The organism is Arthrobacter psychrochitiniphilus, assembly GCF_003185915.1.
Classification (GTDB): domain Bacteria; phylum Actinomycetota; class Actinomycetes; order Actinomycetales; family Micrococcaceae; genus Specibacter; species Specibacter psychrochitiniphilus.
Map to the genome: position 1 here is coordinate 136706 of NZ_QHLZ01000003.1, position 12642 is coordinate 149347.

The 12642-nt window shown below is 60.6% G+C and carries 12 protein-coding genes and 1 tRNA gene; 6 read left to right on the forward strand and 7 right to left on the reverse strand.

What is annotated here, in order from left to right; genetic code table 11:
• The first annotated feature begins 107 nt into the window (after nucleotides 1-107).
• The 4 genes from CVS29_RS06185 to CVS29_RS06200 all read left to right on the forward strand — a co-directional run bounded on the left by CVS29_RS06185 (nucleotide 108) and on the right by CVS29_RS06200 (nucleotide 2384).
• A complete protein-coding gene (locus CVS29_RS06185) occupies nucleotides 108-497 on the forward strand; it encodes a hypothetical protein (protein WP_110105475.1) in 390 nt (129 codons plus the stop codon).
• A gap of 165 nt (nucleotides 498-662) precedes the next feature.
• Nucleotides 663-747: transfer RNA gene (locus CVS29_RS06190), tRNA-Tyr, on the forward strand.
• Nucleotides 748-830: 83 nt separating this feature from the next.
• Nucleotides 831-1607 carry a hypothetical protein gene (locus CVS29_RS06195; RefSeq protein WP_146213002.1) on the forward strand — a complete coding sequence of 259 codons (777 nt, stop codon included), beginning with the start codon at nucleotides 831-833 and terminating at the stop codon, nucleotides 1605-1607.
• A 198-nt stretch (nucleotides 1608-1805) separates the two neighbouring features.
• Nucleotides 1806-2384, forward strand: coding sequence for a sunset domain-containing protein (locus CVS29_RS06200; RefSeq protein WP_146213003.1), 579 nt, complete (start codon nucleotides 1806-1808; stop codon nucleotides 2382-2384).
• A 52-nt stretch (nucleotides 2385-2436) separates the two neighbouring features.
• Here CVS29_RS06200 and CVS29_RS06205 read toward each other — a convergent pair whose 3' ends face one another.
• On the reverse strand, nucleotides 2437-2679 hold the full coding sequence (locus CVS29_RS06205) for a hypothetical protein (RefSeq protein ID WP_146213004.1): 243 nt from the start codon (nucleotides 2677-2679) through the stop codon (nucleotides 2437-2439).
• A gap of 251 nt (nucleotides 2680-2930) precedes the next feature.
• Between CVS29_RS06205 and CVS29_RS06210 the strand changes: the two genes are divergently transcribed.
• The gene (locus tag CVS29_RS06210; protein ID WP_110105479.1) at nucleotides 2931-3311 is read left to right on the forward strand and encodes a thioredoxin family protein; all 381 of its coding nucleotides are present in this window, start codon (nucleotides 2931-2933) and stop codon (nucleotides 3309-3311) included.
• Between the two features lie 64 nt (nucleotides 3312-3375).
• Here the strand turns inward: CVS29_RS06210 and CVS29_RS06215 are convergent, their stop codons facing one another.
• The 4 genes from CVS29_RS06215 to CVS29_RS06230 all read right to left on the reverse strand — a co-directional run bounded on the left by CVS29_RS06215 (nucleotide 3376) and on the right by CVS29_RS06230 (nucleotide 7293).
• Nucleotides 3376-3654 (reverse strand): putative quinol monooxygenase, encoded by a 279-nt coding sequence (locus tag CVS29_RS06215; RefSeq protein ID WP_110105480.1) that lies wholly within the window; start codon nucleotides 3652-3654, stop codon nucleotides 3376-3378.
• A gap of 98 nt (nucleotides 3655-3752) precedes the next feature.
• Nucleotides 3753-4706, reverse strand: a complete 954-nt coding sequence (locus tag CVS29_RS06220) for a DNA-3-methyladenine glycosylase family protein (RefSeq protein WP_245932091.1) — start codon at nucleotides 4704-4706, stop codon at nucleotides 3753-3755.
• Between the two features lie 153 nt (nucleotides 4707-4859).
• The gene (locus CVS29_RS06225) at nucleotides 4860-6089 is read right to left on the reverse strand and encodes an SLC13 family permease (RefSeq protein ID WP_110105481.1); all 1230 of its coding nucleotides are present in this window, start codon (nucleotides 6087-6089) and stop codon (nucleotides 4860-4862) included.
• A 238-nt stretch (nucleotides 6090-6327) separates the two neighbouring features.
• Nucleotides 6328-7293, reverse strand: coding sequence for a LysR family transcriptional regulator (locus CVS29_RS06230; protein WP_110105482.1), 966 nt, complete (start codon nucleotides 7291-7293; stop codon nucleotides 6328-6330).
• 143 nt (nucleotides 7294-7436) lie between these two features.
• Between CVS29_RS06230 and CVS29_RS06235 the strand changes: the two genes are divergently transcribed.
• Complete coding sequence (locus tag CVS29_RS06235) at nucleotides 7437-10934, forward strand: bifunctional proline dehydrogenase/L-glutamate gamma-semialdehyde dehydrogenase (RefSeq protein WP_110105483.1); 3498 nt, start codon at nucleotides 7437-7439, stop codon at nucleotides 10932-10934.
• 100 nt (nucleotides 10935-11034) lie between these two features.
• Here CVS29_RS06235 and CVS29_RS06240 read toward each other — a convergent pair whose 3' ends face one another.
• Together CVS29_RS06240 and CVS29_RS06245 are read right to left on the reverse strand one after the other, a co-directional pair.
• Nucleotides 11035-12039, reverse strand: coding sequence for a hypothetical protein (locus CVS29_RS06240; protein WP_110105484.1), 1005 nt, complete (start codon nucleotides 12037-12039; stop codon nucleotides 11035-11037).
• A gap of 196 nt (nucleotides 12040-12235) precedes the next feature.
• Nucleotides 12236-12637: a VOC family protein gene (locus CVS29_RS06245; RefSeq protein ID WP_110105658.1), complete on the reverse strand. Its 402-nt coding sequence runs from the start codon at nucleotides 12635-12637 to the stop codon at nucleotides 12236-12238.
• Nucleotides 12638-12642: the final 5 nt, after the last annotated feature.

Consider the following 12642-nt stretch of genomic DNA (forward strand, 5'->3'; position numbering starts at 1 on the left):
GGGAGGGCGGTGGGCGCTCACAGTGTCCTTCAAGGGTTTGTTGGGTATGTGCACATTTGTTCTAGGCAAACTGGAAGTTGTTGAGAGAACCAGCATCAGGAGGATCCATGGCCACGGTTGGAAACGCGATTCCGGTTGCCGGCGCAGACGGCAGTGCAAAGGCCGGTATGAACGTGGACGCAAACGTGGGCAGGGGTGCTGTGGCGCATCGTTCTGGCACCAAACCTGCAGCGGGCCGGAAGAAGACTGTGGGGACAGCCGTCGCGGCCGTCACGTTAGCTGCAGTGACTGTCTTGAGTGGTCCGGCCCTTGTTGGTGGATCTATGGCAGCTTTTGAACCGGGCAGCATTATCGGCTCACCGCCCAATTCTGCGTCCTCGAGGATCGCCGGTGTTCACGAAGACATGGCCAGGGCGGTCCAGTTGCAACAGCTGACCCCCGAACAGGCCGCCTTCATGGAGAGCCAATTGGTCAAGAGGATCCATGGCGACGCCTGACAGTGCACTGAGAGTAGGCAGAAGCGCGTAATTTTAGAAAATTTTGACCAATTTTGGTGATTTGGCACTCTCGATTCGATTCTTGAGCAAATTCCTTGTATTGTTTTACTGCTTCCACTTCTTGGGAGCGAAAGTCAGACCTGTTGTTTGGGTATGGCTGGCCTTGGCAGATTACCCGAGTGGCCAAAGGGGGCTGACTGTAAATCAGCTGGCAACGCCTTCACTGGTTCGAATCCAGTATCTGCCACCAAACGGGAAACCCGGAACAGCGCACTGAGTGCGAGGTTCCGGGTTTTTTGCTGTTGTACGTCGCGGGCGAACTACAGTTAAGTCATGGAATACGTCGTGCCCTTGATCATCTTGTTAGTTGTTGTCATTGTTGTGGTTGTGGGTGCCCGGCTCATAGGAAGCCGAAGCCGGCCAGAGCAGGACTCCACGCTGAACGGATCCTCGGCAGAGCCTAGCGCCAAGGGGCCCGCCGCCAAGGATCCCGGCGTCAAGAAAACGAGGCATGGGCGCGATATCACCCGAGAGGATGCGCAGGAAGCCAGTGCGCGGCTGACTCCGGAGACTCACCGGCGTGTGTACTCGTTGATAGCCCAGCACCAAGTACTCAATGCGGTGAAGGAATATCGCAAGGCAACGCGCACCGGACTCGGAGAAGCCGCGGCTGCCGTTGCGGCCCTGGCTCAATTCCCACAGCCTACTCCTGAACCAGCTTCCAAAGACCAAGGAATAATCAACCAGGCTCCAAGCCCCACTGCAACGGGAGGACCGCTGACCGTGGCGGACATCATCAACGCTGGACCGGCGGCTGAGGACCCCATGGAGGCGCCTAAACCTGACAGTCCCTCCGGGGAACTGGCCGCGGACTTACAAATGAAGCCGGCTGCCGCCAAGGGCCAATACCGCTACCGGGCCATCGTCTCCCAAGGCGATGAGGTGCGGGAGGTGGCCAGTACCCGGCTCAACGCGGAGATTTATGCTCAGATTCGCCAGTTGGCGCTCTCCGGAAATTACGACGGCGCAGCCCACCTTCTGCGGGACCACGCAGAAATCGGGGTGACGGACGCTCAAGAGTTTGTCTCTATGATCAGTCCGGAAGACTAGGCTCAAGCACACAGCTGCAGCCTGAGCCGTGCGGCCACGGCCGTCATATTCTCGTCAGGTGCTACAAACCTCTCAAAGTCTCGATATGCTTCGCCAGTCAACTTTGTGTCCGGATGGTGAGTCCGGCTAGTGCCCTTGGGGGAGTGCTTGAACTTTTCTATGCGCCTCGGCTCGCGTAAGCCGCGTTATTTTCTGATTGTGATTTTTGCGGTCTTGGCCTTGTTGCTTCCTTTGCTGGTGGCTCCTACCTCTGCTCAGGCTGCCGCCTCTTCTGCCACTCGCATTACCAAATTTGTGGTGGGGCCAGCCACCGTGACCAAAGGGAAAACACTCAGCTATTCCGGCCAAGTGCAGCAGGCCAAGGGGAGCTCTTGGGCCAACACGGGCGCAATCACGGTCAAGATTTACTTCGATCCGGATGGTTCGGCGCCGAAGACTTTGGTGAGAACCTTGAAAACCAACTCAGCGGGTGCCTTCAAGGCGAGTGCTGCGGCGAGTGTTTCAGGCAAGTGGACTGCGCTGGTGCCCGCTCAGGGGCAATACAAGGCCTCATCCACAGGGGCAATAAACAACAAGGTTGTGGCTGCCGCCAAACCCACCTCATCCAAGCCAGCCAGCAAGTGGAACTGCCCATCATGGGCGCCGATCAAGGGCAACGCACCCAGTAAGATCTACCACCTCAAGAATCAGAAGTTCTATACAAAGACCACGCCTGAGATCTGCTTCAGCACCGAGACTGCTGCCAAGAATGCCGGATACCGCAAGTCCAAAGTTTAGGACTGCGTGCTTGCTGGTTTTGCCTGCAGAATCACTGATGGAGCAGGCAGAATCAGTTTGCCTTTTGGGTGTTTTCCAAAACGAAGCCGTCCTGATGGTGGATCAGCTGGCGGCCCATGCCGGAGTCCAGTTGGATCCATAGGCACTGGCGGTCGCTGGAAAGCGTCTCCACACGGCCTGCGAGGCGCCAGCCGCGGTTGTTGACAAGAGTTATTGGCTCATTGTGGGTCAGGGCCGGCCACACCTCGTTATTTTCGGGATCAATAAAAGCTCGGTGATGAAGTGGGCGTGTCATGGGATCTCCTGGTGTGAAAGTCATCGCTGCTTCCTTGTCTGCTAACTCAACATCGCCAGCCTGCGTGCTCAAGGTGAATTCTCTGTTAACTTGGTGTGTCTTTGCTCCTAAATTTCAGAGAATAAGGAGAGGTCTCCACTGTCTTCGTGCAGGCGGTCCGCACCATGGGCGCAGCAAAGGCGCAGGCGCCCTTCCTCACGCGGTGAGCGAAACCTTGGGCATGAGTGTGGGCTATCCCGTACGGTTAAGGCATGGCTACAGTTGAAATCACCACGGAAAATTTTGGTCCCACCATTGAAGGCAACGACATTGTGATTGTTGACTTCTGGGCTAGCTGGTGCCAGCCCTGCGTGCGCTTCGCACCGACCTTCGAGGCTGCTTCCGAGAAGCACAGCGACGTTGTGTTCGCCAAGGTAGACACCGAAGCCCAGCAGCAGCTTGCCGCAGAAGCAAATATCACCTCCATCCCGACGCTCATGGCGTTCCGTGAAAAGGTGCTGGTGTTTGCACAGCCCGGCGCCCTGAACGGAACACAGCTTGATTCTGTCATTGACGCCGTTAAGGCCCTTGACATGAGCGAAGTTCATGCAACTGTTGCCGCTAAGCAAGACGAATCCAGCGCCGCGGAGTAACTACCTCAAACGAGAAAGGGGGCACCTCACCGAAGTTGGTGTGGTGCCCCCTTTTCTTTTTTGTTTAGGATCGTTCCAGTTTCACGGGCTCAGCCAGCAGTGCGCTCAGGGATTCGTTGAGATCCTGCACAGCGATTCCCTTGCTGTGTTTGACGAGGTCCTCGTCTGAAGCCCACTGCTCTGTCAATACGATCTTTTCCTCGGAGTCCTCAGTGATTTCGTACTGGATGCAGCCGGCTTCTTCAACGACCTGCTCGATGGCGATCTCGAGGGCGAGCTTCACACGGAAGTACTCGTCCTCATTGGGAATGAAGGTGGCTTTTAGGTTGATAATCTCGCTCATAAAAACAGCCTAGGCGATCTTGCCTCAGGGAAGAGAAGCGGTTCCGCACTGTGAACCTCGCTTAGCCACCTGACAGGGTACCGTTCAGTGCCTGCGGTTCAGTGCCCGCGGTGGTCCTGGATGCTCATGCGTGGCCCGAAGGTTGGTTTGCGAAAGCCGCTCAGTTGCAGCATCCGCACCACGCGCTGGCGGTGACCTCGCCACGGTTCAAGCAATTCCAGCATCGTGGCGTCATCCACAGGTTTTCCCGCCAGCGCCCAGCCAACATAAGCGGCCAGATGGTAATCACCTACGGCTACATGGTCAGGAGATCCGTGGGTTCGTTGGGTGACTTCTGCCGCAGTCCACTGGCCAATTCCGGGGATGCTTTGCAACTTAATCCCCGCCTCGTCTGCGGGCAGCTGGCTCAACCGTTCCACGCCCGACGCCGAACGTAACACCCGCTGCACAGTTGCCGAACGCTGCGGTCCAACGCCCGCCTGATGCCATTCCCAAGAGGGGATGGCGGCCCATTGCTCCGGGGTGGGGGCAACCCTGAGATCAGCCGGGACATTTGGGTCAATACCCGCACCAGGAGCCGCAGAACCAAACTTTCGCAGTAGCGTGGAGTAGCCGCGCCGGGCTTCTAGGGCGGTGACTTTTTGTTCCAAAATAGCGGGTACCAAGGCATCAATCATCCGCCCGGTGGAAGGCAGGCGCACGGCCGGGTTGCGACGTCGTGCTTCTTTGACACGCGATGGCAGGGTGGCAGCAAACGTGGGGGAGTCAAACGCTGACCAGTCATCGTGGCGTCCCAGCAATGCGGCAGCCCCAGCCAAGGCATCCTCTGCCCCTGGGCCCCAGGCTCGGACGTGCAGTTCAGCGCCGTGCGTGGTGACGCCCAGCGTGGCTGCGCCAGCAGGGGTATTGAAGGCAAGCCACGCAGCGTGCGGTGTGAGCCGGACGGTGGTGTCGCCTGGGCCGCGGGCCAGGATGCCTAGCGTCTGCGGCAGGGAGTACGGGCCAGCCACATCCCACACCCCAGGGGGTGCGGAGTCGGCTGGGGTTTTCATGATTCCATGGTTGCACGGGAGTCTGACAGCAGGGTGTGCTTCCCCAAAAACGCTCCCGCAGATTCGGGGTATTTTAAGACAACGCTGCTGCAGCAGTGCGGGAGGGTTTGTTAAAAAAATGAACTCGTTCTGCAGGAGCGTTGGTAGTGAGGGTCAGCCGGGCATTCCTGAGGAGAGCCACAAAGCCAATACTGCAGCGGGGATCAGCGGTAGCAACAGGACAGCGCCGGCCAGTGCGTACCCAGTCCAAGAAATGTTGATTCCCATCGATTTGAGCCTGCCGTGCCACAACAGGGTAGCCAATGAGGCCCAGGGCGAGACAAGCGGGCCTAGGTTAACGCCAATCAATACGGCAGCCAGCCGCACGGCGGAGCCGGCCGTTGGCTCAAGCGCCAGATACGCAGGGAGGTTGTTGAACCCGTTAGCGCTTGCCATTCCCAACCCGGCGAGTTGCAGCAGGCTCAGATAGTCATTTCCTGAGCCGGAGATGCGGGCTAAGGCTGCACCCAAGCCATGGTCGTGGAGGGCTGCAACCAGCATAAATAACCCCATCGTCAGCAGCAGAGGCTGGAACGGAATCATGCGCAAGCGCAAAGCAGAACGCCGTCGAAAAATAAACACGGCCACCAGGAAACACGCAGCAATACTGGCAGGGATAGCAACGGGAACGCCTGAGACTAGTGCTGGCAGCAGAAGTGCAACTGTTGCCCCGCTGATTAGCAGCAGTGGCTTGTCTGTCTCTGCAGGAATCTCGGGCGCGGTATACGAGCCTTTAAAATCCTTCCGAAACCAAACGAGTAGGAACGCCAACGGTGCCACAATACCAACCAGCGCCGGCGCCCACATCAACTGCAGAAATCCCGCTAGACCAATATCAAGTTGCTGACGGGCCAGCAAGTTGGTCAGGTTCGAGACAGGCAGAAAAAGCGAAGCCGTATTGGCCAGCCACACTGTTGTCAGTGCGAACGGCAACGGGTGAATACGGGCATGCCGGGCCAGCGTGACCACCACCGGGGTGACCAGCACGGCAGTTGTGTCCAGAGAGAGGAATACCGTACTCAATGCGGCCAAAACAACTACAAGCAGCCACAGTGTCATGACCCGGCCAGAGAGTGAGCGCTGCGCTTGTGATCGGCCACGGCCACGGCAGGTACCAAGGCGTGCCAACCAGGCGGTGATGATGCGAAACAGTCCAGCGTTATCGGCTAGCTCCGTGACAATAGTCATGGCCGCAACAAATAACAGGATTGGTACCGTGCGTTCAAAAAGCTCTCCTGCAGATCCCCGGCTCAGAGTCCCATTGGCAATCAGGATTAGCCCAGCGGTAAACAGGGCGGGCGGCACAATGGCGCTCGCCAGCTTTTTTATGACTGCGCCGGACATTCTCTAATGGTTGCACGGGGGTTGAACGTGAGGCGGGTGCAACGCCCTCTCGATGTTGCCGTAGCGAGCTGTTCCGCCTTCTCAGCAAGATTCAACAAGACGCTGCAGGGCTCATTTGATGCAGGAGAGCTCGGGTATCCACTGCTGAGTCGACAAATTAGAACGAACCCTTGCACAGGAGTTGGGACGTAATGCGGCCCCTGCTAATTTGAAAAATACGGAGCCTGTCCCGTCTCGGTCAATCCAGCAGACGCCTTGGCTCAAGATAATGGGTAGTTTCCTCTTCACCGAGAGCTAGTGCGGTCTCGGTGAGAATTTCCCGGCACGCCATAATGGCTGGGCGCAGCCGGCTGGCCAGCCGGGCGGAGGTAAACACTGTTCGCCGTGGCAGATCCGGCAGATCCAGCAGAGTCAGTGCTGGCGGGCGTCCGGTCCACATAAGATCTGGCATGAGACCCACAGCATTCCCGGATTCGATGAGCCGGATCTGGGCTTGGAGATCGGCGGTTTCAAAGCGGACATCGGGCTCAAATCCGGCCTGCCGGCAGGTTTGCTCGGCCCAGTGGCGCGATGCGGCGCCGTGCGGTTCCATGACCCAGGGCAGGCGGGCCGTGTCTGCAATGCCTGTGATGGGCCCCGTGAGTAGGCGGGACATGCCTCCTGCAACCCCCTCGTGCGGCACGGCAAGGCGGATGGCATCGGTGGTGAGCGTGACGCGGTCCAGCTCGGGGTGGAGCGGGGCGGCGTGGCCGGGATATTGCTCCGCGACCACCAAGTCAAAGTCCCGCGCCCACGTCTCATACAGCGCCGTCTCGGGTTCGCGCTGAACCACTTCAAGGCGCACCTCCGGATAGGCCTGCGCCATGGCGGTGAGCATGTTCGGCAGCAGCGCCAGGGCTGCAGATTGAAACACGGCCAGCCTCACGGTCCCTGTCACGGTGGACAGGGACGCTGAGAGAAAAGCCTCGGCGCGTTCCAGAGTCTCCAATATTTCGGCGGTGTGTGCCACGAGAATCTCTGCCTGCGGGGTTAACTGCACGCGCCGGCCCACCTTGCGCAGCAATTTTGCCCCAGCTTCCTTCTCCAAGAGAGCCAACTGCTGGGAGACTGCGGACGGGCTGTACGCCAACGCCGCGGCAACGTCAGCGAGGGTTCCGCGAAGGTGCAATTCGCGCAGCATGCGCAGCCGTTTGAGGTCCAACACGGACGCCTCCAAATAGTTTAGTAGAAATGATTAATATTCATCATAAATCACCACTTTTGCTAAATGAACATTCGCTCCATACTGGTGGTGAGAACCATTATTTCAGGACATCCCAAACAACAGAAAAGAACGCACCAGCAGCCATGACACGTTCCACCACCGCCGGCTCCGACGCGGCCACATCAGGTAACTACGCCTCCGCAATAGGGGCGCATTCCGTCGCAATCCCAGTCCCCAGTGATGCACTGGCACAGGAAACCATTGCACTGGTCCGCCGCTGGCTCACCGAGGCCGCCAAGTTCCCCGCTGACGTCTCCGCCCAGCGCCTGGCCGGTGTGCTGAAGGACCCGAACGGGCTGGACTTCACGGTGGGATTCGTTGACGGCGTGATCCGCCCCGAAGATCTGGCTGTGGCCGGACGGAACCTGGCTATGCTGGCCCCCAAGGTCCCCGCATTTTTACCCTGGTACATGCGCGCCGCGGTTCGTCTGGGCGGGCTCATGGCACCAGTGCTGCCACAGCTTGTCATTCCCATCGCCCGCAGGGTGTTGCGTGAGATGGTGGGCCACCTGATTGTGGACGCCACCGACGCCAAGCTGGGCCCGGCCATCGCGAAGATCCGCGATGGCGGGGTGGACCTGAACCTCAACTTGCTTGGCGAGGCCGTACTGGGCGAAAAGGAAGCCAGCCGCCGCCTAACGGGGACCCTGGACCTGCTGGCGAGGGACGACGTGGAGTACGTCTCCATCAAGGAATCTTCCACGGTGGCCCCGCATTCGCCCTGGGCGTTCGAGGACGCCGTCAACCATGTGGTGGAAAAACTCACGCCCCTGTACACGCTGGCTGCGTCCTTCCCCAAGCCCAAGTTCATCAACCTGGACATGGAGGAATACAAGGATCTGGGCATGACCATCGCCGTGTTCAAACGCATCCTGAACAAGCCCGAGTTCAAGAACCTGGAGGCCGGGATTGTGCTTCAGGCCTACCTGCCGGACACCTTGGCCGCCATGATCGACCTGCAGGAGTGGGCTGCTGCGCGAAGGGCCGATGGCGGCGCTCCTGTGAAGGTGCGGATCGTCAAGGGGGCAAACCTGCCCATGGAACAGGTGCAGGCATCCGTCAACGGCTGGCCGCTGGCCACGTGGGGCAGCAAGCTGGATTCCGATACCAACTACAAGCGCATTGTGAACTACGCGCTCACCCCCGAACACATTAACAACGTCCACATTGGCGTGGCCGGACACAACTTGTTTGATGTTGCCCACGCCTGGCTGCTCGCCCAGCAGCGCGGCATCAGCGCCGACTCCCGCCAGCTCGAATTTGAGATGCTGCTGGGCATGGCCACCGGCCAGGCTGAGGCCGTGCGCCGCGACGTTGGCTCGCTGCTGCTGTACACGCCCGTAGTCCATCCCGGCGAGTTCGACGTTGCTATCGCCTACCTGATCCGCCGCCTCGAAGAAGGTGCCAGCCAGGAAAACTTCATGTCCGCCGTGTTTGAGCTCTCCGAGAATGAAGGGCTGTTTCAACGCGAGCAGGAGCGTTTCCTGGCCTCCCTCGCAGAGTTGGATGACTCCGTGCCGCCCACCAACCGGGTGCAGGACCGCACCCAGCCCGCAGCCGGAGCCGCTACTGACCACTTCGCCAACACCCCTGACACCGACCCCGCACTGGCACCCAACCGAGTCTGGGGACGGGAGATCCTGGCCCGCATCCCGTCCTCGGAGCTTGGCAACGAGCTCGTCGCGGACACCACCGTTACGGAACTTCACGAGCTGAACACCATAGTGGACACCGCCGTCGAACATTCCGGCGAATGGGCCGCACTGGGCGGGTCCGGGCGTGCCGCCATCTTGCACCGGGCAGGGGATATGCTCAACTCCCGCCGCGCCGAGCTCCTTGAGGTTATGGCCGCCGAAACCGGCAAGACGCTTGACCAGGGCGATCCGGAGGTTAGCGAGGCCGTGGACTTCGCCCACTACTACGCCGAGCGCGCCAAGGATCTGGAAACGGTGGACGGTGCCACATTCGTCCCCGCCAAGCTCACCGTTGTGACCCCGCCATGGAACTTCCCCGTCGCCATCCCGGCAGGCTCCACACTCTCGGCATTGGCGGCGGGATCCGCCGTTGTCATCAAGCCGGCACCCCAGGCACAGCGCTGCGGCTCCATCATGGTCCAGGCATTGTGGGACGCTGGCGTGCCGCGCGAGGTCCTGGCGCTGGTCCAGCTTGGCGAAAACGAGCTCGGAAAGGCGCTCGTGGCGCACCCGTCCGTTGACCGGCTGATCCTGACCGGCGGTTATGAAACGGCCGAGCTGTTCCGCAGCTTCCGCACCGACCTGCCCTTGCTGGCGGAAACCTCTGGCAAGAACGCGCTGATCGTCACGCCCAGCGCCGATTTTGACCTGGCGGCGAAGGACGTGGTGCAGTCAGCCTTTGGCCACGCAGGGCAGAAGTGCTCCGCCGCATCGTTGGTCATCATGGTCGGTTCCGTGGCGAAGTCGCCGCGCTTCCGCAACCAGCTCCTAGACGCTGCTGCCAGCCTGAACGTGGGCTACCCCGGCGTTGCCACCTCCCAGATGGGGCCGGTCATTGAGCCTGCCGCAGGTAAATTGCTCGGTGCACTGACCACACTGGACGCCGGCGAAGCGTGGGCCCTGGAGCCGCGCCAGCTCGATTCCACCGGCCGGCTCTGGTCGCCGGGCGTGCGCACCGGCGTTGCGGCCGGATCGAACTTCCACCTGACCGAATTCTTCGGCCCGGTCCTAGGAGTCATGACGGCCGAGACCTTGGAGGAGGCCATCGCCATGGTCAACGCGATTGACTACGGGCTCACCTCCGGGCTGCACTCACTGGACCCCGCGGAGATTGAGCTCTGGCTGGATACCGTGCAAGCCGGAAACCTGTACGTGAACCGCGGTATCACCGGTGCTATTGTGCAGCGTCAGCCCTTCGGTGGCTGGAAGAAATCGGCTGTGGGTGCTGGCACCAAGGCGGGCGGTCCCAGCTACCTCATGGGTCTGGGATCCTGGGTTCCTGCCGAAGCGAGTGCCACCGCGCCGCTGAGTGACGCGGCCCGCAAGGTCCTCGCCGCCGCGTCCTCATTGCCGGCCGAGGAGCAGGCGTTCCTGACCCGCTCGCTGCACAGCGACGCCGCTGCCTGGGCCGCCGAGTTTGGCGCCGCCCGCGACGTCTCGGCCCTGACCGCCGAGCGCAACGTGTTCCGCTACCTGCCACTGAACCCGCTGGTCCGCCTCGCCGAGGGGGAGTTCCTCTCGAAGCTGCTGCGCGTGCTCGCGGCAGGGATCCTGGCCGGGGTAACTCCGGAAGTCTCCTGCGCTGACGCGCTTCCCAGTGAGATGGCGGCACTGCTGCTCAGCCTGCGGATTCCGGTGACTGTGGAGAACGACGCCGAATGGCTCACCACCGCGCGCCGCTTCGGAGCTGGCCGTATCCGCCTCATTGGAGGAGATTCAAGCGCCGTTTATGAGGCAACGGGCGGGCGCCCGGATCTGGCAATTTATCACGGTGCGGTGACTGAGGCCGGGCGAGTGGAGATGCGGGTGTTCCTCCACGAGCAGGCCGTCAGCATAACGGCACACCGCTTCGGCACACCAAACCACCTTTCCGACGGGCTGATCTAGACACCCGCAGCCACCGGCTAAAATCGGCGCCCGCCTCCCACATATGCGCCCCGTCTACGGGGCGCATATGTGGGAGGCGGGCGCGGAACTGGATAGATTGCTACTTTTGCGGGATGCCAGCTTGACGAAGCAGCCGTTCGAAGCCCCGGAGGTCCATCATTTCCCGCCACGTCCATCGGAAGAAGCCGGCACTCTGAGCCCGGATCTGGTCCTCACGGTTCTTTTCATCGAGGATTCGCTCTTCGAGGGACTTTCCGCCGGCCCAGTCTTGCCGCAAGTACTTGGCCCTGCCGTCAAATTCCCCGGCTTTTCGCTGCTTCTCGAACCAGAAATCAACATATGCTTCCCTGCCATCACGCAGGGTGAAAGGATGTTGCAGCTCCGGGGCAACAAACCCCAGTTGGGCCATCCGCACCCGGCTAAGAGACTCGCCGGCAGAACCGGAAAGCCCGGATGCGAACTCAATCACAGCCACGGCCCTGTTGAACGCCGATCGAGACGGCAAGGATTCAGCAGCAGTCAGAAGGTCGGATTTCAGCAGGGGAGGGCCTTGCGGTTCGTTGAGGTTCCACACGGGATCATGATCGCCGGCGGGCACGTCAGCAGGCAGAAAAATATTGCCGCGTTTGGGGTATCTGGGCAGGTGCAGGCTTGAATCACATACCGCCACAGCCTGCTCAAATTTCAGTGCGGTGATCAGCTCCAGTGTGGTGGTGAGTTTGTCCGTCAGCAGCAACGGGCCGCAGCGCACTACTGCCTCGTCCAGCCGACCCAAATGCCGTGTGATGTCCCCGCGGCTGCGGCCGCCACCGGCCTGTTCCGTCACAACGTGCAGATTCGTCTGTGTTCCGGTGATCCACAAACCCCAAAGAAGCGCAGCCGTGGAGGAGCAAAACACCGGAGGCGCTTTGGTGGTCAGCGTGAACGCCGCAGCGCGCAAGCCGTATTGGGCGAACTCATCCAGCGCATGCCACTCGACTGCTTCGGTGTAGACGCTGCGGCGGACACGAAAATACCTGCCGTTGTTGCAGAGCCTGGTGAGAAGGCGGGAATCTTGGCCGGCCAGCTCCAGATCGGAAGGGAGGATCAAGCGTGGTGTGCTCATACATTCAAGGGTTCCAGAGCGTGGCACCACATGTAAGTGGGGAGACGCTGACCTGTGGATAACTTTGACTGTGATGGCACTATGATCCGCGGCGACCGGCCGTGCAACCTCCGCGCCCGCCTCCCACATATGCGCCCCGTAGACCGGGCGCATATGTGGGAGACGGGCGCGGATTGTGTTGAAGAGCCTTGGCGGATCAGGCTTGGGCGATGCGGACCGTGTTGCCGGAGGGGTCACGGAAGGCGCAATCGCGGGGACCCCACGGCTGTTCGACGGGTTCCTGGAGCACTTCTGCCCCGGCAGCCGCTGCCTTCTCAAAAGTTGCGTTCAGATCGCTTGCGCTGAAGTTGAGCATGGGCAGCACACCCTTGGCGAGCAGGCGAGCCATGGCATCGCCGTCTTCCTGGGACCGTCCGGCATGCGGTTCGGAGAGCACAATGCCCAGGCCCGGCTGTGTACTGGTACCCATGGTGACCCAACGGAAATCGCCGTTGCTGACATCGTTCTGGACTTTAAGGCCCAGGGCGTCGCGGTAGAAGGCGATGGCCGCATCGGGGTTGTGAACGGTCAAATGTGTGAACTGAAGTGAAATGGTCATGGCAC